We start from the raw sequence: 20232 nt of genomic DNA, 5'->3' as shown, positions 1-20232 counted from the left end.
GTAGCAGATGACCGCTGTTTGGCGACAAAGGTTTGACGGCTTGCCAAGAATTATCGGAATTTGGCGACAAGATGCCGCGCAACGAGGAGAAATGACCCATGACCGGCAAAATCACCGCGCTTGACCTTGGCCAGGCAGAGCTGAGCGACGCGACAAAAGCCTATTTCGCCAAATGCGAGGAGAAGCTCGGCCTCGTCCCCAACGTGCTCAAGGCCTACGCCTTCGACGACAAGAAGCTGCGCGCTTTCACCGACATGTACAACGATTTGATGCTGGGTGATTCCGGCCTCTCGAAGCTGGAGCGCGAGATGATCGCGGTCGTCGTCTCCTCGATCAATCATTGCTACTATTGCCTGACCGCGCATGGCGCGGCGGTACGTCAGCTGTCCGGCGACCCGGCGCTCGGCGAAATGATGGTGATGAATTTCCGCGCCGCCGATCTTTCGCCCAAGCAGACCGCAATGCTCGAATTCGCCGTCAAGCTGACGGAAGAACCGGCTAAGATCGTCGAGGCCGATCGGGCCACCCTTCGCAAGGCCGGCTTCACCGACCGTGACATCTGGGACATCGCCTCGACATCAGCCTTCTTCAACATGTCGAACCGGGTGGCCGCGGCAATCGATATGCGGCCGAACGACGAATACCACGCCATGGCGCGGTGAGGCGCGGCAGCTGGGCCAGGTCGAGCGTTATATTAGCAGTTTCGCATTCTCGTTGCTTGTTTGCCGGTTTGGTCCGATGATCGGCAGGCGGCATGACCGCATGCCGGTTCGATGCCGCTCACCAAGGGAGGAGAACATGGCGAAGTATCTCTACGTCTATCATGGCTCGGGCAAGATGCCGACCGACGAGGCCGAGCGGAAAGCCGCAATGGACGCCTGGAACGGCTGGTACGGCAAGCTCGGCTCGGCCGTGGTCGACGGCGGCAATCCGGTCGGCATGTCGAAGATGGTGCTGCCCGGCGGCAAGGTCGAGAACAATGGCGGCAGCAATCCGACCGCGGGCTACACGATCGTCGAAGCGAAAGACATCGACGAAGCCGTCGCCAAGGCCAAGGATTGCCCGATCCTGATGGATCCGGGTTTCAGCGTCGAAATCGCGCCGATCATTGAAATGATGTGACGGGTTAGGACCGCGCCGCGATCGCGGCCGCCGCGCCGGCCATCGTCGTCGCGCTGACACGGTTGGCGATCTTCATGGCGCGCTTGCTCTTCAAAAGCTTGCGCGCCTGCGAAGCGGCGAGCACCCAGGCGAGATCGATGGCGACCAGCACCACGGCCATGGTCGCCGTCAGTTCGACCCAGCCGACGATGCTGACCGAAGCGAGGTCGATGATGGTCGGCAGCAGCGCCAGGTAGAACATCATGATCTTGGGATTGCCGAGCGTCACCGCCATGCCGGCAAAGAACAGCTTTGCCGGAGAATCCTCGCGCGGCATCTCGCCCTCTTTCGCGTCGACAGGGGCGGTCCACATCTTCCAGGCGAGATAAGCGAGATAGGCAACGCCGGCCCACTTCACCACGACGAAGGCGAAATGGAAGGTCTGCGCCACGACAGCCAGCCCGAACACCGCCAGCGACAGCCAGATGCCCTCGCCGATCCACATGGCGAGCAGGAACGGGAACACGTCGCGAAAGCCCTTCGAGATGACGCGCGCGACAAGCGCCGCGATCGATGGCCCGGGCGAGCCGGCGGCAACGAACAAAGCGGCGGCGAAGATGAGCAGCGAGGTGAGGTGCATGGCCAGGGTCCCTGGTTGGGGCTCGATCAACCACAAATACTCGACAGCTGCGGCTCTGGCAAAGGCAACCCGATACGGGCCTTGCGCTGACATACCAAGGCTTGGGTTCCTCGCCCCCGCAAAGCGGGGGAGAGGTGGCCGCGAAGCGGTCGGAGAGAGGCCNTGACATACCAAGGCTTGGGTTCCTCGCCCCCGCAAAGCGGGGGAGAGGTGGCCGCGAAGCGGTCGGAGAGGGGGCCTGCGGCGCTGGTGAGTTTGCTCCGAATGCTTGGAACGCCGAGCCTGCCCCCTCTCCGTCTCGGCTTCGCCGAGCCACCTCTCCCCACTCCCGCGGGAGCGAGGAACCCAAGGCTTGCGAGGTCCCTTGCACCTCCAGCATCTCGCGGCTAGAAAGGCCACCGCGAAACAATTTTGAGCTTCACTTTGCCTACGTAACCGCCGGTCTCGTCAACTCCCCCGACACACTGCATGGCGCCGCATTCGCGGTGTCTGTTTTCATTTCCATGTGTTCTTCTGGGCGGCGGTTCGAGACCGGTTTGGCACTGCTGAACCGTTGTCGCGCGCTGCCGCCCGTGACATCTGATTTCCGATCATAACAAGCTACCGCCACGCCGTGCCCGCATGGGCATCTCGACATTGCCGACCTGATGAACTTCCCGACGGGAAGGGCTTATCGGCATGTCTGGACTTCTGCGTATCCACTGGGTGATCGCGCCCAAGACCGCACCTCGGCCGCTCATCAACTGCAATCGCTGCGGCACTGTGAAGGCCTATTGCAGCAGCGGGAAATTCCGCGTCAACGCCAATGGCAAACGCATCGACGTGTGGCTGATCTATCGCTGCATCGACTGCGACAACTCCTGGAATTTCGGCATTTTCGAGCGCTGCAACCGCCGCGACATCGACCCGGCGCTGCTGGCGGCACTCGAAAGCAACGATCCTGCACTCGCTCATCGTCATGCCTTCGATGTAATCGCGTTGCGCAACCGGATCGGGCGCGTCGAGGAGTTCCCCGATGTCAGCGTTCACAAGCGCAGGCTCGGCGACACCAGGGAAGCCGCGACCGCTCTGGAACTCCAGCTTGGGCTCGAAATGCCGACATCGCTGCGACTCGATCGGCTGCTCGCCGGCGAACTCGGCATCTCGCGATCACGGCTTCAGGCGCTGGAGGAGAAGCGGCTGCTCATCGTTGACCCGGATGGAGCAAAGGCCCTGCGCAAGCCGGCCCGCGCGGGCATCACGATCCGCATCGATCTGGCCGGCGAGACCGATCGGCAGGCCATCATCTCGGCTGCCGGTGGATGAACGAAAAAGGGCGGAACACTGGTTGCTCCGCCCCTCTCGGTTGTTGGAAAATAGAGAGCTTACGCTGCGCCGACCACCTTGGACGACTTTTCAAACCGCTTGCGCTCGTTCGGATCGAGATAGAGCTTGCGCAGCCGAATGGTCTTCGGCGTCACTTCGACCAATTCGTCGTCCTGAATCCAAGCCAGGGCGCGTTCCAGCGTCATGCGGATCGGCGGGGTCAGCTTGACCGCCTCGTCCTTGCCGGCGGCACGGATGTTGGTCAGCTTCTTGCCCTTGAGCACGTTCACTTCAAGATCATTGTCGCGGCTATGGATGCCGATGATCATGCCCTGATACACCTTGACGCCCGGATCGATGACCATCGGGCCGCGATCTTCCAGGTTCCACATGGCGTAGGCGACCGATTCGCCCTGTTCGTTGGAAATCAGCACGCCATTGGTGCGGCCCGGCAGCTCGCCCTTGTAGGGCTCATAGGCATGGAAAAGCCGGTTCATCACGGCGGTGCCGCGCGTGTCGGTCAAAAGCTCCGACTGGTAGCCGATCAGGCCGCGGGTCGGAGCGTGGAAGACGATGCGCTGGCGGTTACCGCCGGATGGGCGCAGTTCGACCATCTCGGCCTTGCGCTCGGACATCTTCTGCACGACGACGCCGGCATGCTCCTCATCGACGTCGATGACGACTTCTTCGACCGGCTCCAGCAATTCGCCGTTCTCGCCCTTCTGCATGACGACGCGCGGACGCGACACGGCGATTTCAAAGCCTTCGCGGCGCATCGTCTCGATCAGCACGGCCAGCTGCAATTCGCCGCGGCCGGAGACGAAGAACGAATCCTTGTCAGGCGATTCCTCGATCTTCAGCGCGACATTGCCTTCGGCTTCGCGCAGCAGGCGGTCGCGGATGACGCGGCTGGTCACCTTGTCGCCTTCGGTGCCGGCCAGCGGACTGTCGTTCACCAGAAACGACATCGTCACGGTCGGCGGATCGATCGGCTGCGCATGCAGCGGTTCGCTCACGCTCGGGTCGCAGAACGTGTCGGCGACGGTGCCCTTCGACAGGCCGGCAATGGCGACGATGTCGCCCGCCTGCGCTTCTTCGATCGGCTGGCGCTCAAGGCCGCGGAAGGCCAGTATCTTCGAAATACGGCCGGTTTCGATCTGGGTGCCGTCATGGTGCAGCACCTTGACCGGCTGGTTGGCCTTCAGCGTGCCGCTCTCGATGCGGCCGGTGATGATGCGGCCGAGGAACGGATTGGCTTCCAGGATGGTGCCGATCATGCGGAACGGGCCGGGATGAACGGTCGGCTCCGGCACATGCTTGATGACGAGGTCGAACAGCGGCCCCAGCTGCTGGTCCTTGGGCCCTTCCGGATTTTCCGAAACCCAGCCATCGCGGCCTGAACCGTACAGAATCGGGAAGTCGAGCTGCTCGTCGGTTGCGTCGAGCGCCGCGAAAAGGTCGAACACCTCGTTGACCACCTCGACATGACGGGCGTCCGGACGGTCGATCTTGTTGATGACGACGATCGGCTTCAGGCCGACCTTGAGCGCCTTGCCGACGACGAACTTGGTTTGCGGCATCGGTCCTTCGGCTGCGTCGACCAGCACGATGGCTGAGTCCACCATCGACAGGATGCGTTCGACCTCGCCGCCAAAATCGGCGTGGCCGGGGGTGTCGACGATGTTGATGCGGGTATCCTTCCAGTCGACCGAAGTCGCCTTGGCCAGGATGGTGATGCCGCGTTCCTTTTCGAGGTCGTTGGAATCCATGGCGCGCTCGGCGACGCGCTGATTATCTCGGAAGGAGCCGGACTGCTTCAAAAGCTGGTCGACCAGGGTGGTCTTTCCATGGTCGACGTGCGCGATGATCGCGATATTACGGATTTTCATGTTCTGGTCTCGGAAGCGTTGCAGGCAGCAGGCCAAAAGGCGCTGCCTCTTTCGGTTGCGCGGCTCATACAGGGTTTTTCGCAGTTGCGAAAGAGGAGGCGCGTCACCAAATACTCATCAAATCTTAAGCATCTGCGTGTGAGATGATTTTGTTAACCAAGGCGGGAACCCTTCGGGGCCCAGACAGTTCGAACGTCATGACCGATAAACTCAACCGATTTTGGCCGCTCATCGCCTCAGTTGCCTTCGCCATCCTGCTGGCGGCCAACGCCGCGCAGTCGGCCGCCACGATGAAGGAATCACGGCCTGCCTTGCCATCAGAGGCACAGTCGGCCGAGCAGATTTTCGCCGACGCGCCCGACGGCGTCGACCCGATGGTGACCGGCCCGGTGAGCGCCGCCTTCAAGCAGCGCCAGGACGCCGCCAACTGCGACAGTGCCGTCTGGCCGAATATCCCCATGGTCTGCTACCCGGACTAGTCAGCGCTTCACCCCCGCCCCGTCTCGCCAGCTTCGCTTTGCGAAGCCGCCGCGCCGACCCTCCCCACAAGGGGGAGGGTAGAAAGCGCGCTTACGCCGACCGCACCGGGTCGAGCGTCACCTTGTAGAGCTCGTTGTCGTCGCGATCCATCAGCCGCACCGTCATCTGCTCGCTGGCGCCTGAAATATCGACCAGCCCGAAGAATTGCAGACCGGCCGAGGGCGGCAGGTTCTGTCCCTGTTCGGCGGTCGGCGCCTTGATGAACTTCAACTCCGGACCGAACGTCATGTCGAAATCGTTGGGACCGAACGTGCCGGCATGGATCGGACCCGAGACGAATTCCCAGAACGGATTGAACTCCTGGAACTGTGCCTTGTCCGGGTTGTAATAATGCGCGGCCGTGTAATGCACGTCGGCGGTCAGCCAGACGGTGTTGCTGATGCCGGCATTCTTTATGAAGCGCAGCAGGTCGGCGATCTCGAGCTCGCGCCCTTTTGGCAAGCCATTGTCGCCATTGCTGACCGCTTCGGCGCCAACCTTGTTGGTGCCGTCGTCCCAGACGACGAGGCCGAGCGGCATGTCGGCGGCGATGATTTTCCAGGTGGCCTTCGAATTCGCCAGTTCGCGCTTCAGCCATTTCGTCTGCTGTTCGCCCAGCATGCGTGATTGCGGCGTCATCTCATCTTGCATGTCCGGACCATTGGGGCCGCGATAGGAGCGCATGTCGAGGAAGAACACGTCGAGCAGCGGCCCATAAGCGATCTTGCGATAGACGCGGCCGGGCTCGGACGGTTCGTGGCGGATCGTCGTCATCTCGTGGAAAGCCCGCGCCGCGCGGGCCGCCAGCACGTGGATGGATTTTTCCGTGTAGCGGTTGTCGGCGCTGAGATCCTTGGAATCCGACCAGTTGTTCAGCACTTCATGGTCGTCCCACTGGTAGAAAGTCGGGCAGATGGCGCTCAGGCCGAGCACGTTCCTGTCCATCATGTTGTATTTCCACTGGTCCCGGTATTCTTCCAGCGTCTCGGCGACCTTGCGCTTGCCGTCGATCAGCACGACGTTCTTCCACTTGCCGCCGCCGGGCAGGTCGACCTCGTCCTTCATGGCGCCGTCGGCATAGATGGTGTCGCCCGAATGCAGGAAGAAGTCGGGCGTGTGCTTGCCGATCGTGGCGTAGGTCTTCATGCCGGTCTCATCGATGCCCCAGCCCTGGCCGGCGGTGTCGCCGGACCAGGCAAAGCGGATGTCGCGCTTCGAGGCTGGCGCCGTCCTGAAACGGCCGGTGATCGGCTCCGAAACGGCGTTGATGTCGGCGAGGTCGGCCGATGTCATGCGGTAGAAGATATCCTGATCGGAAGCGAGGTCGGTGAGCAGCCGCTTGACCGTGTAATCGCTGGCCGGCGACGTATCGAGCGGCGCCAGGCGGGTCGCATTGGCGAAACTTTCCGTCGACGACACCTCGAACATGACGCGCGACGGGCGATCGGTGCGCGTCCACACCATGCCGCTGATTGCGTCGACATCGCCGGACTGGACGCCATGGGTGAAGGCCGGCCGCTGATTGGCGCGCGAATAGTAGGGCAGCGCCAGACCCGAAACGCCGGCCAGGCCAACGGCGCCGGCGGAAGTGACGAAAGCGCGGCGGGTCATCGAAAGCTTGTTCACGGCTGTCTCCTGGATGGCTTGAACGGTGCCACCAAAATCCAGCGTCAATGTTTCAGGGACATCTCGAAATGATGAAGTTTTTCTGACGATCAACAGGCGGGTGATCTCCCCCCTCGAGGGGGAGATGTCGCCGAAGGCGACAGAGGGGGTCGCCGCGCATGGAGCGCCAGCCTCCATCTGCACCAGGAGGCCGAGCCCGGTCGGACCGCCCCCTCTGGCCGCTTCGCGGCCATCTCCCCTCGAGGGGGAGATTTGCTCCGTCGCCGAGCTTCAAGCCGCCTGCGGCTCTGGCTCGAAAGCTGGCTTGCTGGTGTTGATCAGCAGCGAGATACAGGCGGCGGCGATTGCCGTCATGCCGGCGATCAGGAACGCCAGTTCGTAATTGCCCTGCAACTCGCGCATGGTGCCGCCGAAGGCGGCGGCTGTCGCCGCACCGATCTGGTGTCCGGCGACGATCCAGCCGAACACGATCGGCCCGCTGCGGTCGCCGAACGCCTCATTGGCGAGCCGCAGCGTCGGCGGCACGGTGGCGATCCAGTCGAGGCCGTAGAGCACGGCGAAGATGATCAGGCTGGTCGCCGAGAAGCCGGAATAGGGCAGGTAGATCAGCGACAGGCCGCGAATGCCGTAATAGACGCCGAGCAGCTTGCGCGGGTCGTAGCGGTCGGTGAGCCAGCCGGACAGTGTCGTGCCGATCAGGTCGAAGATACCCATCATCGACAGCAGGCCGGCGGCCTGCACCTCGCCGATGCCCATGTCGCCACAGAACGCGATCAGATGCGTGCCGACCAGCCCGTTGGTGGTGAAGCCGCAGACGAAGAAGGTGGCGAACAGATACCAGAAGACGCGGGTGCCGGCGGCGCGGCGCAGGGTGTTCAGCGTGTGCGCCAGAAAATTGCCCTGTGACGCAGGCGGAGTGGGCGGCACGTCGTCAGCCTCGGCGCCGTAGCGCACCATGCCGATCGATGCCGGCCGCTCCGGCACCAGCAGCCAGACCAGCGGTATCAGGGCAGCGGTCGCGATCGCGACCGCGATGACAACCGGCTGCCAGCCGCCCGACTGCGCCAGAGCGGCGATCAGCGGCAGGAACACCAGCATGCCCGAGGCGCTGGAAGCCGACATCAATCCCATGACAAGGCCGCGATTGGTCTTGAACCAGCGGTTGACGATGGTCGCGCCGAGCACGCTGGCGACAGCGCCGGAACCAATGCCCGAGAACACGCCCCAAGTGATGAACAAATGCCACGGCTTGGTCATCAGCAAGCTGAGCGCCGTGGAGCCCGACATCACCACCAGCGAGGCCAGCAATGTGCGGCGCAGCCCGATGCGCTCCATCAGGGCCGCAGCAAATGGCCCCGTCAGGCCGTAAAGCAGGATGCCGACACCTGCGGCCAGCGAGATGATGTCGCGCCGCCAGCCGAAACTGGTCTCCAGCGGCAGCATCATGACAGAGGGAGCGGACCGCAGACCGGCCGCGACCAGCAGGCTAAGGAAGATGACGCCGACCACGACGAAAGCGTAGCGCTGGCCAAATGGGCGGGATTGAGCTATCATGTTACTGACCGGTACGTTGCAGGTGGAGTATGTATACGTACCGATCGGTAACATTGTCAATCGAGCCACACGATGCCAACGGACAAAAATATTGATCTGACCATCAGCGACGGTCATGCGTCGGCGCCGCCGAAAGCAGCCAAGAAGATCCTCGATGTGGCCTATGACCTGTTCTACCGGCGCGGCATCAGGGCGATAGGCGTCGACGAGATCGTCAAACGTGCCGGCGTCACCAAGCCCAGCCTCTATCGCAGCTTTCCGTCCAAGGATGAACTGGCCGCCTCCTATCTCAGGCAGTACGATCTTGAATATTGGGAGCGTTTCGACGAGGCGGTCGCCGCTCATCCCGGCGAGCCGCGCGCACAGATCAAGGCTTTTCTGACCCGCATCGGCAAGCGCACGCAAGTGGCGGATTATCGCGGCTGCGGCATGACCAATGCGGCGGTCGAATATCCCGACCACAGCCATCCGGCCCGCGTGGTCAGCGAGGCCAACAAGCAGGAACTGCGCCGCCGGCTGCGCGCCATGGCGGCCGCGATGGGCGCGCAAGACCCTGACACGCTCGGCGACGGCCTGCTGCTGCTGATCGAGGGCGCCTATATCAGCGGCCAGCTGTTCGGGCTCGGCGGCCCGGCCCAGGCGGTTGCCCGCAATGCCGACCTGCTGATTGAAGCGAGCTTGAAGAAATAGCGTTTGACGCTACGCTGCAGCGGCTTGCAACGGAGATTGACCGCCATGCGTGCCATTCTGATCCCGCTTGTTCTGGTCGGTCTCGGTCAGGCGGCGCAAGCCGACGGCATTTCCAGCGCCTACACCGATCTGGATTCGAAAACGGACTGCGTGACCTACGCGCAGGCAGAAGAAGGCGACGGCGACTGGGCCGAACTTGCCTGTTCGGGCTATCGCGGCTATCCCGTACTGATCGCCTATGACGACGCGCGTGAATCGCTGTTCTACGGCTTTCCGCCCGGCGGCGACATGACGACGGTCTGGGAAAGCTTTTCCGGCTTCAATTCGTCCGGAGCCAAGATCGAATGGCGCATCGAAACCAAGGGCGACACGGCAGTGCCCTATGCCGCCATCCATCGCCGCTCGATCAGCAATCCCGAGGACGAGAAAAAGCCGACCGAGGTGCTGCTCGTCGCCAAGGTCGGCCAGATGGACGCCCGCGACGGCTGCACCGTCGGCCTGGTGCTGGCCACGGGCAATCCCACCGCCAACGATCAGGCGCGCAAGCTTGCCGACGGCAAGGCACGGACCTTCGCCTGTGGCAAGGACAGGCGCACTGTCATCGGCAACGTGCCGGCTTTCGGCCGGGTGGATAACTAGATCAGTTGCTTAGCACGGAACTTCTGCCACATGCAGGTCGCACACGTTGGGATTGACCGAACGCCTTTGACTTCGTCATCCACGGGCGCAGCAAGGAGCGTAGCGACGCAGCGCAGACCCGAGGGTCCATGCCGCGACATCAACACCGCCGCAGCGGCGCAGAATTTTGTCCCGCCGCTCACGTCACCGAGCGTCACGGCATGGATACCAGGGTCTCCGCGACGCCGCTTCGCGGCTGCTCCGCCCTGGTATGACGAAGTCGCGGGGCCTCGCGAGGCCTAGGCCCTGCGAGGTTGATGCTCCGCAGAGCCTAAGCCCAGCTACTTGCTCGCCTTGGCCCGCTCGATCGCGTCGACGATCATCTTCTTGGCATATTTGGAATCGTGCCAGCCTTCGATCTTGACCCATTTGCCGGGCTCGAGATCCTTGTAGTGCTCGAAGAAGTGCTGCACCTGCTGGCGCGTGATGTCGGGCAGCTGGGTGTATTCGGTAACGTTCTCGTAGCGCAGCGTCAGTTTCGGCGACGGCACGGCGATGATCTTCTCATCCTGGCCGGCATTGTCTTCCATGATCAGCACGCCGATAGGCCTGACGTTGATGACGCAGCCCGGCACCAGGGCGCGCGTGTTGCAGACCAGCACGTCGATCGGATCGCCGTCGCCCGACAGCGTGTGCGGCACGAAGCCGTAATTGCCGGGGTAGCGCATCGAGGTGTGCAGGAAGCGGTCGACGAACAGCGTGCCGGCTTCCTTGTCCATCTCATACTTGATCGGCTCGCCGCCGATCGGCACCTCGATGATGACGTTGACGTCCTCAGGCGGGTTCTTTCCGCTGGCTATGGCTTCGATGCGCATGGCTTAAATCCCTCTCTCGATGGACGATCGATAGCGGGCGGCGCGCCATGGTGCAATGCGGCGAATGGTGCTGGGTGCGATCGGAAGAGGCGGGCGGCCGAAAAGCCGGGCTGTCATTCCCAGACGAAAGCGACCTTCTTGAGCGCCTTCTGCTCGAATATCTCGACGCCTTCCGCAACGTCGCGGCCGCCGGCGCCGGCATAGAAGGCAAGCGCGTTCTGGTTGTCCTCCAGCGCCCACACCACCATGCCTTTCAACCCGTGATCGGCCAGACGCGCCCTGGCTGCCGCGAACAGGCGGCTGCCGAGCCCGATGCCCTGATATTCCGGGCGCAGGTACAATTCGTAGATTTCGCCTTGCTGGCGCAATTCGCGGGCGCGGTTCTTGCCGATCGTCGCATAGCCGGCGATCTTGCCGCCGATCTCGACCACCAGGACGGTGGCGGCGCGGCGAATCGCATTCGCCCACCAGTCGGTGCCGCGGCGGTTGATCATCGATGTCAGGGTACGGTGCGGAATGATGCCGGAATAGGCGCCGCGCCAGGCCTCCAGATGCACCTCGGCGATGGCACTGGCATCGCGCGGGTCGGCTTTCCGGATGTCGATCGTCAGCGTATTCATGATTTGTTAACCATAAACCCGCATCGCCCGATTGCAAGAGTCCCGGCGGCCCGCCGGCTGCTTTCTCACAGGCGGTCACCACCTAAGACAGGGCCCTCGAAGCTTCACTGGAAGGACTCAGATTTCGACCAAATGGTCGTCGAGTTCGTTGCTGTCGCCCACTGTGACCGGGAAATGCTCGGCCAGTACCGCACCCACCTGCTCGATCGCCTTGACGAAGCCGTCGGCAAGCCGGTCGTCGCCGGCATGCGCGGTCAAGTCGCGCACGACACCGTCCCAGACATGCTGGCCGACCTTGGCGTCGATGCCCGAATCGGCGACCACTTCGGCATAGCGCTCGGCGATCGAGACGAAGACCAGCACGCCGGTGCGCGCCGTGGTGCGGTGGACGTTGCGGGCAAGGAACTGCTTGACCGCGTTGGCGTGCGCCGCCTGGTAGCGCAGCCGCCTCGGCACCAGATGGATGCGCAGGCCGGGCAGCGCCCACAACAAGGCCAGCACGCAGGCAAGCGCCAGGAGCTGGGCGAGGACGAAATGCGGCAGCCGGATCGACAGCCACCAGGCCTCCAGACCGTAGCCGACCGCCAGGCTGACGATCAGCATGCACACGGTCGCCATGAAGGCGGCCGGGAAGAAATAGCCGTCGCTGGCATGGGCCACGACGCAGTAGATCTCGCCGTCGGTTTCCTCCTCGGCGCCGCGGATCGCGGTTGCGATGCGCTCATGATCCTGCGGGCTGATTGGTCGTGTTGCCATGATATGTCTCACCAGCTTCCTGAAGAACCGCCACCACCCGATGAGCCGCCGCCACCGGAAAACCCGCCACCGCCGCTTGATCCCGAAGACCAACCACCACCGGAGCTGCCCGACGACCAGCCGCCCGAAGACGAACCCGTTGTCCAGCCGCTGCTGCCCGAGTACCCGCTCGGCCCACGGCCGTAACGAAACGTCATGCCCAGCCATCTGTACACGCCCGGCGACAGCTTCGTGCCGAACATCGGCGGCAGGAACGCCATCGCCAACCCGCCGAAAAACATCGTTGCCCACAGGATCAGGAACACGGCAACGATCGGATCGATGGGCGTGCCGCCATCGGCGGGATTGCGCTTGCCTCGCGCTTCCAGTTCTTCGGGATTGCCCTCCAGTACCATGACCATGTCATCGACGGCTTTGCTGATGCCGCCGGAGAAGTCCCCGGCGCGGAAGGCCGGCACCATGTCGTTTTCGATGATCAGCTTGGTGTGCAGGTCGGTCAGCGTACCTTCCAGCCCATAACCGACCTCGATGCGCATCTTGCGGTCGTTCGGGGCAACCAGCAGGAGCACGCCATTGTTCTCGCCCGCCTGGCCAAGTTTCCAGAAGCGGAACAGGCGGTTGGCGTAGGGCTCGATCTCCTCGCCATCGAGGCTGGGGATCGTCGCGACGACGATCTGATCGGAACCTTTTGTCTCGAAGTCGGCAAGCTTCCGCGTCAGCGCCGCCTTGGTCGCGGCATCGATGATGCCGGCATTGTCGACGACACGGCCGGTCAGCGCCGGCAGGTCGGCCGCGTGGGCCATGACACAGGAGAACAGCACGACCGCGGCAATCAGGACGGCCGAGGCGAGGCGGTCGCGTTTCGACAGGCCGATGCTGGGTATCGTCATGCCATCACCAGCTTCCCGACGAGCCGCCGCCGCCGGACGAACCGCCGCCGCCGGAAAAGCCTCCACCGCTGCTTGACCCCGAAGACCAGCCGCCGCTGGAACTTCCCGACGACCAGCCACCACGGGAGGATCGCCGGCTTGGCTCGAAGGTCATGCCGAGCCAGCGGTAGCGGCCGGGACCGAGCTTCTGGCCGAAGATCGGCGGCAGCACGGAAACCGCGATGCTGCCGAAGAAGATGATCGCCCAGATGCTGATGAAGACGGCGAAGAACAGGTCGTCGGACTCGAAAGGCGCCTGCTGGTTGCGTTCGCCGCGCGCCTCCAACTCCTCCGGATTGCCTTCCAGCACCATAACCATATCATCGACGGCCTTGCTGATACCGCCGGAGAAATCGCCGGCGCGGAAGGCCGGCACCATGTCGTTTTCGATGATCAGCTTGGTATGCAGGTCGGTCAGCGTACCTTCCAGCCCATAACCGACTTCGATGCGCATCTTGCGGTCGTTCGGGGCCACCAGCAGCAGCACGCCGTTGTTTTCCTTCGCCTGGCCGAGCTTCCAGAAGCGGAACAGCCGGTTGGCGTAAGGCTCGATCTCCTCGCCGTCGAGGCTCGGGATCGTCGCGACGACGATCTGGTCGGAGCCTTTTGTCTCGAAGTCGGCGAGCTTCCGCGTCAGCGCCGCCTTGGTCGCGGCATCGAGGATGCCGGCATTGTCGACGACACGGCCGGTCAGGACGGGGAGATCGGCGGCGATGGCGAGTGGCAGGAAGAGGAAGCTGAGAATGACAGCCAAGAATGTCAGGCTGGCGTTTCTTGGCACCCCCCTCTGTCCTGCCGGACATCTCCCCCGCAAGGGGGGAGATTGGCTGTCTTCACTGACGGCTCTTTTCCTGTGATGTTGAAAATTGGCCAATCCGCCAAAGCAGCCGATCTCCCCCCTTGCGGGGGAGATGTCCGGCAGGACAGAGGGGGGTGTGAAGGAACACAAGGTCGACAATGACCAAGCTCACCATGCGTCCTTCACCCGCCCTGCTTCGTGCCGAAATCGACCTTCGGCGGCTGCATCTTGTCTTCGGCGACGGTGAAATTGGCAAAGGGCTCGTTGCCGCGGAACCAGAAGGTCGCCCACAGCACCGAGGGAAAGGTCCTCAGCGTCAGATTGTAGTCCCTGACCGCCTGGATGTAGTCGCGCCGCGACACCGCGATGCGGTTCTCGGTGCCTTCGAGCTGGGCTTGCAGCGCCAGGAAATTCTGATTGGCCTTGAGGTCGGGATAGGCCTCCGAGACCGCGATCAGCCGCGACAGCGCGCTGGTCAGCCCCGCCTGGGCATCCTGAAACTTCTTGAGGGCTTCGGGATCCTTCAGCGTTTCCGGTGTTACCGTGATCTGCGTTGCCTTGGCGCGTGCCTCGACCACCGCGTCGAGCGTATCCTTTTCGTGCGAGGCATAACCCTTCACCGTCTCGACCAGGTTGGGGATGAGGTCGGCGCGGCGCTGATACTGGTTCAGCACCTCGCTCCATGCCGCCCTGGCGTTTTCTTCCGCTGTGGGGATGGTGTTGTAGCCGCAGCCGGCAAGCAGCGGCAGCACGATCGCCATCATCAGGAAGGCGGGCAGCGTGCGGAACGTGGACGGCGAGGCAAGGCGCTGGGCAAACATGATGGGGTCCCTCGGTAGAAGTTGCACGCGAAGCATTACCACAATCAGCGCGCAAGAAAACCGCCCGGGCCGGCAGCCCTCGCCTGGCATGCCCAATGCCGCTGCAAGGCTCTGTGATTGGCCGTACGAACGCGATAAGGTCCTGCAAAACGGGACATCATCATGGCGGAGCGCCAGGACAGCGAGAAGGAATCGCGCCGTATCCTCGAGCGCATTGCGCACGAGACGGATCCGGCCGGCAACTCGTTTGTATCGCGGGCCGCGAAAGGCATGCACGATCACGTCACGGCGGCCGATGCCGATCGTGCCGATCCGATCGAGGTCTGGGGCACCCGCTTTGGCCGCACGCTCGGCCTGCTGCTGGCGCTGGGCCTGATGGTCTGGCTCGTGCTTTACGTCATCCGGGGCAGTTAGGAATCAAACGACAATGAGCGCCGAACAAACCGACGCGCCGCGTGCGGTCATCGTCATTTCCAGCCATGTCGCGCGCGGCTCGGTCGGCAACCGTGCCGCCGTCTTTGCGCTGGAGACCCTGGGTTTCCCTGTCTGGGCGGTGCCGACCGTCATCCTGCCCTGGCATCCCGGCCATGGACGGGCAACGCGCATCGTGCCGCCGCTCGACCAGTTCAAGGCGCTGATGGCCGATCTCGAGCGGGCACCATGGCTGGGTGAGGTCGGCGCCGTGTTGTCCGGCTATCTCGGCGAGGCCGGCCAGGCCGAGGCCGTCGCCTCGCTGGTCGCCGCGGTGAAAGCAAGGACGCCCGGCGCCGTCTATATCTGCGATCCGGTGATGGGTGATTCGGGCGGCCTCTACGTGCCCGAGCCCACCGCCATCGCCATGCGCGACCGGCTGATGCCGATCGCCGACATAGCCACCCCCAACCGCTACGAACTGGAATGGATGGCCGGCGCCGCGTTGCCCGACCTGAAATCGGCGATCGCGGCAGCGCTCCACGCCGGACCATCGACCATGCTGGTCACCTCGGCGCCGTCGATGATGATGGGCGGCACCGGCAATCTGCTGCTCGATAGCAGCCAGGCGCTGCTCGCCGAACATCGCCTGATCGACAAGCCGCCGAATGGCCTGGGCGACCTGACGGCGGCCGTCTATCTGGCACGCATCCTGTCCGGCCAGCCGCCGATCAAGGCGCTGCAATCGACGACGGCGGCGGTCTACGAGATCCTGGCGCGCACCGCCAAGCGCGGCGGCGACGAACTGCAGCTCGAAACCGATGCGCAGAGCCTGTCGCATCCGATGGCGATGGTCCAGCTTCGCCACCTCACGCATCCGGGGCGGGGCCGCCGGGCGTGACGTCGACTGAGGCCGTGCTTGTCGGCGTCGACGGCTGCAAGGCCGGCTGGATCGCCGTCCGGCGCGCTTCTGGCATGGCACCGTCGGTCGGTGTCTTTGCAACCTTCACTGCCCTGCTCGCATCGCTTCCCACAGATACTGTCATCGCTGTCGACATGCCGATCGGCCTGCCCGAGTTGTCGGGCAAGGGCGGTCGCGGCCCCGAAGCGCTGGTGCGGCCGCTGCTCGGGGCACGCCAATCCAGCGTCTTCTCGATCCCCTCCCGCGCCGCGCTCTATGCCGATACCGGCGACTTCACCACCATTGAAGCCTGGTATGCCGCTCACATCCGCGCAAGCGAAGTGGCCATGACCACATCCGACCCGCCGCGTGGCGTCTCGATCCAGGCCTTCGGCATTTTTGCCAAGATTCGCGAGATCGACGCCCTGCTGATCGCGCGACCCGATCTGCGCGGCCGCGTCTACGAATCGCATCCGGAAGTCGCTTTCTGCCGCTTGAACGGCGATCAGGCCATGCAACTGCCGAAGAAGATCAAGGGCAGCATCAATCCGGCCGGCATGGCGGAACGCAAGGCTCTGCTTTGCCGGCATGGCTATGAGACGGGCTTTCTCGACCAGCCGCCACCGCGCGGCGCAGCAGCCGATGATTTCCTCGACGCGGCCGCAATGATGCTGATCGCCGGTCGCATCGCCAGCGGTGAGGCACGGCCGCTGCCCGACCCGCCGGGCCGCGACAGCTTTGGCATTCCTGTCGCCATCTGGGCGTAACGCTGTTGGCCAAGGTTGCGCTCGATGCATGGCATTTCTAGCCAGCCCTCATAATTCTGCATTGCTCGCGACCGGCTTTTGCCGCTAGAGCCTCTCTAGACCGCAACGAGCTGCCGCATCCAACCCGGAAAGGCTCCAGACGCCGCCCATGTCCCATCTCCCTGAACATCTTCTCGCCGGCTACCGCAATTTCATGAATGGCCGCTATCTCACAGAGAGCGGGCGCTATCGCGATCTCGCTCGGGAAGGCCAGGCGCCGGAGACGATGATCGTCGCGTGCTGCGATTCGCGTTCGGCGCCCGAGGCGATCTTCGACGCCGGGCCCGGCGAACTCTTCGTGCTGCGCAATGTCGGCAATCTGGTGCCGCCCTATGCTCCCGACGGCGAGTTCCATTCGACCTCGGCGGCGCTTGAATTCGCCGTGCAGAGCCTCAAGGTCAAGAACATCGTCGTCATGGGCCATGGCCGCTGCGGCGGCATCCGTGCAGCGCTCGACACCAACTCCGCGCCGCTGTCGCCGGGCGACTTCATCGGCAAGTGGATGAGCCTGATCGCGCCGGCGGCCGAAACCGTCTCCTCCAGCACCTTCATGACCGCGTCGGAGCGCCAGACCGCGCTGGAGCGCATCTCGATCCGCTATTCCATCGCCAACCTCAGAACCTTTCCCTGCGTCTCGATTCTCGAGGGCAAGGGGCGACTGTCGCTGCATGGGGCCTGGTTCGACATCTCGACCGGCGAACTCTGGACGATGAACAAGGAGACCGGCGATTTCGAACGGCCGGAGCTGGGATGAACACAGCGGCGCGCAAGGTGGTGAACATCAGGTCGATCGTTTTGACGGCGGCCGCGCTGCTGGTAGCGATTATTGCCGCCCGCGCCGATGATCGTGCCCTCATCAGCCGCTGGTATTCGGCGCTGCTGGTCGCCGACCGCACCGAACTGTCCGACCTGCTCGCCGACGATGTCCGCATCAAGCTGGACGACCTCGGCATCGTGCAAAGCAAGCAGGAATTCATCGCTTCGATCGACGAGTGGAAAGGTGCGGTTGCCGGTGCGGCAATCCGGCACAGGGTCGAGAAAAGCGAAGGCGGCGTCACCACGGTGGTCGCCTGCTACGATTTCCCCAACAACGACATGCTGATGCACGAAACCTTCGCGGTAAGCGACAACCGCATCACCGCCAGTTCGCAAGCCACGATCGCCGAGAACTGCGACGGCTTCTGAGGCCGATATCGGCCAAATCCGCATATTGCGGGTCCGCCAGCCGCGCCCTACATCGGGTACCATCCACCTGCCTGCCCTCACCAGCGAAAGACTGTCCATGCCTTCCACGAAAGCCGTCGACCTCGCCGCCCATCCGCTGACCGCGTGGCAAGGGCCGCTCGGCCTGCCCGATTTCACGCGCATTGGTGACGGCGACTTCTCCCCGGTCTTCGACGCGGCGCTGAAGGCGCACGAGGCCGAGATCGAGGCGATCGCCGGCTGCAAGGATGCGCCGACCATCGAGAACACGCTTGCCGCGCTGGAACTCGGCGGCGAAGCGCTCGACCGCGTCTCGTCGATCTTCTGGTGCCGCGCCGGCGCCTACACCAACGAGACGATCCAGGCGCTGGAGCGCGACATCTCGCCGAAAATGTCCAGGCATTTCTCGGCGATTTCGATGAATGAGCGGCTGTTTGCCCGCATCGACGATCTCTACCAGCGCCGCGAGAGCCTGAAGCTCGACGCAGAGACCCTGCGGGTGCTGGAAAAGACCTGGAAGGGCTTCGTCCGTTCCGGCGCCAAGCTCGACGCCGACGGCAAGAAACGGTTGGCACGCATCAGCGAGGAATTGTCCTCGCTCGGCACGGCTTTCGGCCAGAATGTGCTGGCCGACGAGCGCGACTGGGCGCTGTTCCTCGATGACGCCGACCTTGCCGGCCTGCCGGATTTCGTGAAAAGCTCCATGGCCGAGGCCGCCGAAATGCGTGGCCAGAAGGGCCGCTATGCCGTCACTCTGTCGCGCTCGATTTATGAGCCGTTCTCGACCTTCTCCGAACGCCGCGACCTGCGCGAGATCGCCTTCCGCGCCTTCACCATGCGCGGGCAGAATGGCGACACCACCGACAACACGAACGTGGTGCGCGACATGCTGCGCCTGCGGGCCGAAAAGGCAAAGCTGCTCGGCTATGCCTCCTTCGCCGCGCTGAAGCTCGATGACACCATGGCCAAGACGCCGAAGGCGGTACACGCGCTGCTCGATCCGGTGTGGGAGAAGGCGCTGGAGAAGGCAGCAAGCGACCAGATCGAATTGCAACGGTTGGCGACGGAGGCCGGCAGCAACGAAAAATTCGCTGCCTGGGACTGGCGTTTCTACCAGGAGAAACTGCGCGCGGAAAAATTCGCCTTCGACGAGGCGGAACTGAAGCCCTATTTGCAGCTCGACCGCATCATCGACGCTTGCTTCGATGTGGCGACACGGTTGTTCGGCATCACCTTCGAAGAGAAAAAGGGCATCGCGGCCTGGCATCCGGATGCCCGCGTCTTCGTGGTGAAGAATGCCGATGGCAGCGAGCACGGCCTGTTCCTGGCCGACTATTTCGCCCGGCCGTCAAAGCGCTCTGGCGCCTGGATGAGCGCGTTGCAATCCGGCTACAGGCTCGGCCACGGTGCGAGCCCGGTCATCTACAACATCATGAACTTCGCCAAGCCGCCGGCCGGCGAGCCGGCGCTGCTGTCGGTGGACGAGGCGAAAACGCTGTTCCACGAATTCGGTCATGCTCTGCACGGCATGCTGACCGACGTCACCTGGCCCTCGGTTTCGGGCACCTCCGTCAGCCGCGATTTCGTCGAACTGCCCTCGCAGCTCTACGAACATTGGCTGACCGTGCCGGCGGTGCTGGAAAAGCACGCGCTGCATGTGAAGACCGGCAAGCCGATGCCCAAGGCGCTGCTCGACAAGATGCTGGCCGCGCGCACGTTTGGCGCCGGCTTCGCAACGGTAGAATTCACCGCCTCCGCCTTGATGGACATGGCCTACCATGCACGGCCTGATGCCCCGCAGGAGCCACTTCGTTTCGAGGCCGAAACGCTTGCGAAGCTGCACATGCCTGACACCATCGCCATGCGCCACCGCACCCCGCATTTCGGCCATGTGTTTTCCGGTGACGGCTATTCGGCCGGCTATTACTCCTACATGTGGTCGGAGGTGCTCGATGCCGACGCCTTCGCCGCCTTCGAGGAGACCGGCGACCCCTTCAACCCGGCGCTGGCCGAACGGCTGAGGAAGCACATCTATGCCGCTGGCGGCTCGAAGGACCCGGAAGAGCTCTATACGGCATTTCGCGGCAAGATGCCGTCGCCGGAAGCAATGATGGTGAAGCGCGGGCTGGTGTAGCGCTGGGGGTCGGTTCGACCGGACTCGACCTGCTG

At 63.6% G+C, this 20232-nt stretch carries 22 protein-coding genes; 12 read left to right on the top strand and 10 right to left on the bottom strand.

The features are described from left to right. Positions 1 to 98 precede the first annotated feature (98 nt). Together X735_RS148950 and X735_RS148955 are read left to right on the top strand one after the other, a co-directional pair. Positions 99 to 662 (top strand): peroxidase-related enzyme, encoded by a 564-nt coding sequence (locus tag X735_RS148950; RefSeq protein WP_023811730.1) that lies wholly within the window; start codon positions 99 to 101, stop codon positions 660 to 662. A 136-nt stretch (positions 663 to 798) separates the two neighbouring features. Beyond that, a complete protein-coding gene (locus X735_RS148955; RefSeq protein WP_023811729.1) occupies positions 799 to 1122 on the top strand; it encodes a YciI family protein in 324 nt (107 codons plus the stop codon). Positions 1123 to 1126: 4 nt separating this feature from the next. Here X735_RS148955 and X735_RS148960 read toward each other — a convergent pair whose 3' ends face one another. Next, positions 1127 to 1741, bottom strand: a complete 615-nt coding sequence (locus X735_RS148960; protein ID WP_023811728.1) for a LysE family translocator — start codon at positions 1739 to 1741, stop codon at positions 1127 to 1129. A gap of 678 nt (positions 1742 to 2419) precedes the next feature. On the opposite strand from X735_RS148960, the gene X735_RS148965 reads away from it, so the two are divergent. After that, on the top strand, positions 2420 to 3046 hold the full coding sequence (locus X735_RS148965) for a DUF1062 domain-containing protein (protein ID WP_023811727.1): 627 nt from the start codon (positions 2420 to 2422) through the stop codon (positions 3044 to 3046). A gap of 59 nt (positions 3047 to 3105) precedes the next feature. On the opposite strand, the gene typA is transcribed toward X735_RS148965, so the two are convergent. After that, the gene (gene typA / locus X735_RS148970) at positions 3106 to 4935 is read right to left on the bottom strand and encodes a translational GTPase TypA (protein WP_023811726.1); all 1830 of its coding nucleotides are present in this window, start codon (positions 4933 to 4935) and stop codon (positions 3106 to 3108) included. 197 nt (positions 4936 to 5132) lie between these two features. Here typA and X735_RS148975 point away from each other — a divergent pair, with 197 nt between their 5' ends. Further along, complete coding sequence (locus X735_RS148975; protein WP_245273231.1) at positions 5133 to 5414, top strand: hypothetical protein; 282 nt, start codon at positions 5133 to 5135, stop codon at positions 5412 to 5414. A 91-nt stretch (positions 5415 to 5505) separates the two neighbouring features. Here the strand turns inward: X735_RS148975 and X735_RS148980 are convergent, their stop codons facing one another. Continuing rightward, complete coding sequence (locus X735_RS148980; RefSeq protein ID WP_023811724.1) at positions 5506 to 7080, bottom strand: alkaline phosphatase; 1575 nt, start codon at positions 7078 to 7080, stop codon at positions 5506 to 5508. A 270-nt stretch (positions 7081 to 7350) separates the two neighbouring features. Beyond that, positions 7351 to 8634 carry an MFS transporter gene (locus X735_RS148985; protein ID WP_031213431.1) on the bottom strand — a complete coding sequence of 428 codons (1284 nt, stop codon included), beginning with the start codon at positions 8632 to 8634 and terminating at the stop codon, positions 7351 to 7353. Positions 8635 to 8706: 72 nt separating this feature from the next. Here X735_RS148985 and X735_RS148990 point away from each other — a divergent pair, with 72 nt between their 5' ends. Together X735_RS148990 and X735_RS148995 are read left to right on the top strand one after the other, a co-directional pair. Further along, complete coding sequence (locus X735_RS148990) at positions 8707 to 9324, top strand: TetR/AcrR family transcriptional regulator (protein ID WP_023811722.1); 618 nt, start codon at positions 8707 to 8709, stop codon at positions 9322 to 9324. 45 nt (positions 9325 to 9369) lie between these two features. Then, positions 9370 to 9963, top strand: a complete 594-nt coding sequence (locus tag X735_RS148995; protein WP_023811721.1) for a hypothetical protein — start codon at positions 9370 to 9372, stop codon at positions 9961 to 9963. Between the two features lie 320 nt (positions 9964 to 10283). On the opposite strand, the gene ppa is transcribed toward X735_RS148995, so the two are convergent. From ppa to X735_RS149025, 6 genes are all read right to left on the bottom strand, one after another. Then, entirely contained in the window at positions 10284 to 10817 is a 534-nt protein-coding gene (gene ppa / locus X735_RS149000; RefSeq protein WP_013528997.1) for an inorganic diphosphatase, read from the bottom strand. Positions 10818 to 10930: 113 nt separating this feature from the next. Further along, on the bottom strand, positions 10931 to 11437 hold the full coding sequence (locus X735_RS149005; RefSeq protein WP_023811720.1) for a GNAT family N-acetyltransferase: 507 nt from the start codon (positions 11435 to 11437) through the stop codon (positions 10931 to 10933). A gap of 117 nt (positions 11438 to 11554) precedes the next feature. Then, positions 11555 to 12193, bottom strand: coding sequence for a TPM domain-containing protein (locus X735_RS149010; protein WP_023811719.1), 639 nt, complete (start codon positions 12191 to 12193; stop codon positions 11555 to 11557). An 8-nt stretch (positions 12194 to 12201) separates the two neighbouring features. Continuing rightward, positions 12202 to 13083, bottom strand: coding sequence for a YgcG family protein (locus X735_RS149015; RefSeq protein WP_023811718.1), 882 nt, complete (start codon positions 13081 to 13083; stop codon positions 12202 to 12204). A 4-nt stretch (positions 13084 to 13087) separates the two neighbouring features. Continuing rightward, a complete protein-coding gene (locus X735_RS149020) occupies positions 13088 to 13903 on the bottom strand; it encodes a YgcG family protein (protein ID WP_031213429.1) in 816 nt (271 codons plus the stop codon). A gap of 200 nt (positions 13904 to 14103) precedes the next feature. Next, positions 14104 to 14742: a LemA family protein gene (locus tag X735_RS149025; RefSeq protein WP_023811716.1), complete on the bottom strand. Its 639-nt coding sequence runs from the start codon at positions 14740 to 14742 to the stop codon at positions 14104 to 14106. Between the two features lie 162 nt (positions 14743 to 14904). Here X735_RS149025 and X735_RS149030 point away from each other — a divergent pair, with 162 nt between their 5' ends. From X735_RS149030 to X735_RS149055, 6 genes are all read left to right on the top strand, one after another. Next, a complete protein-coding gene (locus tag X735_RS149030) occupies positions 14905 to 15156 on the top strand; it encodes a hypothetical protein (RefSeq protein WP_023811715.1) in 252 nt (83 codons plus the stop codon). Positions 15157 to 15169: 13 nt separating this feature from the next. Further along, positions 15170 to 16054 carry a pyridoxal kinase PdxY gene (gene pdxY, locus X735_RS149035; RefSeq protein ID WP_023811714.1) on the top strand — a complete coding sequence of 295 codons (885 nt, stop codon included), beginning with the start codon at positions 15170 to 15172 and terminating at the stop codon, positions 16052 to 16054. Next, a complete protein-coding gene (locus tag X735_RS149040) occupies positions 16051 to 16821 on the top strand; it encodes a DUF429 domain-containing protein (protein ID WP_023811713.1) in 771 nt (256 codons plus the stop codon). Before pdxY ends, X735_RS149040 begins: the two co-directional genes overlap by 4 nt. A gap of 148 nt (positions 16822 to 16969) precedes the next feature. After that, entirely contained in the window at positions 16970 to 17614 is a 645-nt protein-coding gene (locus X735_RS149045; RefSeq protein WP_023811712.1) for a carbonic anhydrase, read from the top strand. Further along, positions 17611 to 18045, top strand: coding sequence for a hypothetical protein (locus tag X735_RS149050; protein ID WP_023811711.1), 435 nt, complete (start codon positions 17611 to 17613; stop codon positions 18043 to 18045). Before X735_RS149045 ends, X735_RS149050 begins: the two co-directional genes overlap by 4 nt. A 97-nt stretch (positions 18046 to 18142) precedes the next feature. Beyond that, on the top strand, positions 18143 to 20197 hold the full coding sequence (locus X735_RS149055) for a M3 family metallopeptidase (RefSeq protein ID WP_023811710.1): 2055 nt from the start codon (positions 18143 to 18145) through the stop codon (positions 20195 to 20197). Positions 20198 to 20232: the final 35 nt, after the last annotated feature.

It is taken from the genome of Mesorhizobium sp. L2C084A000, assembly GCF_000502875.1.
In the GTDB taxonomy this organism is placed as follows: domain Bacteria; phylum Pseudomonadota; class Alphaproteobacteria; order Rhizobiales; family Rhizobiaceae; genus Mesorhizobium.
Note: the sequence above shows the minus strand (reverse complement) of the source record. Positions and strands in the feature narration are given on the sequence as shown.

Excerpts from the sequence above, each read along its gene's own strand:
- ppa (WP_013528997.1), bottom strand. The coding sequence starts at position 10,817 with ATGCGCATCGAAGCCATAGCCAGCGGAAAGAACCCGCCTGAGGACGTC.
- X735_RS149015 (WP_023811718.1), bottom strand. The coding sequence starts at position 13,083 with ATGACGATACCCAGCATCGGCCTGTCGAAACGCGACCGCCTCGCCTCG.
- X735_RS148965 (WP_023811727.1), top strand. The coding sequence starts at position 2,420 with ATGTCTGGACTTCTGCGTATCCACTGGGTGATCGCGCCCAAGACCGCA.
- X735_RS148995 (WP_023811721.1), top strand. The coding sequence starts at position 9,370 with ATGCGTGCCATTCTGATCCCGCTTGTTCTGGTCGGTCTCGGTCAGGCG.
- X735_RS149005 (WP_023811720.1), bottom strand. The coding sequence starts at position 11,437 with ATGAATACGCTGACGATCGACATCCGGAAAGCCGACCCGCGCGATGCC.
- pdxY (WP_023811714.1), top strand. The coding sequence starts at position 15,170 with ATGAGCGCCGAACAAACCGACGCGCCGCGTGCGGTCATCGTCATTTCC.
- X735_RS148950 (WP_023811730.1), top strand. The coding sequence starts at position 99 with ATGACCGGCAAAATCACCGCGCTTGACCTTGGCCAGGCAGAGCTGAGC.
- X735_RS149030 (WP_023811715.1), top strand. The coding sequence starts at position 14,905 with ATGGCGGAGCGCCAGGACAGCGAGAAGGAATCGCGCCGTATCCTCGAG.
- X735_RS149025 (WP_023811716.1), bottom strand. The coding sequence starts at position 14,742 with ATGTTTGCCCAGCGCCTTGCCTCGCCGTCCACGTTCCGCACGCTGCCC.
- X735_RS149055 (WP_023811710.1), top strand. The coding sequence starts at position 18,143 with ATGCCTTCCACGAAAGCCGTCGACCTCGCCGCCCATCCGCTGACCGCG.
- X735_RS149045 (WP_023811712.1), top strand. The coding sequence starts at position 16,970 with ATGTCCCATCTCCCTGAACATCTTCTCGCCGGCTACCGCAATTTCATG.
- X735_RS148990 (WP_023811722.1), top strand. The coding sequence starts at position 8,707 with ATGCCAACGGACAAAAATATTGATCTGACCATCAGCGACGGTCATGCG.
- X735_RS148975 (WP_245273231.1), top strand. The coding sequence starts at position 5,133 with ATGACCGATAAACTCAACCGATTTTGGCCGCTCATCGCCTCAGTTGCC.
- X735_RS148960 (WP_023811728.1), bottom strand. The coding sequence starts at position 1,741 with ATGCACCTCACCTCGCTGCTCATCTTCGCCGCCGCTTTGTTCGTTGCC.
- X735_RS148985 (WP_031213431.1), bottom strand. The coding sequence starts at position 8,634 with ATGATAGCTCAATCCCGCCCATTTGGCCAGCGCTACGCTTTCGTCGTG.
- typA (WP_023811726.1), bottom strand. The coding sequence starts at position 4,935 with ATGAAAATCCGTAATATCGCGATCATCGCGCACGTCGACCATGGAAAG.
- X735_RS149050 (WP_023811711.1), top strand. The coding sequence starts at position 17,611 with ATGAACACAGCGGCGCGCAAGGTGGTGAACATCAGGTCGATCGTTTTG.
- X735_RS148955 (WP_023811729.1), top strand. The coding sequence starts at position 799 with ATGGCGAAGTATCTCTACGTCTATCATGGCTCGGGCAAGATGCCGACC.
- X735_RS149010 (WP_023811719.1), bottom strand. The coding sequence starts at position 12,193 with ATGGCAACACGACCAATCAGCCCGCAGGATCATGAGCGCATCGCAACC.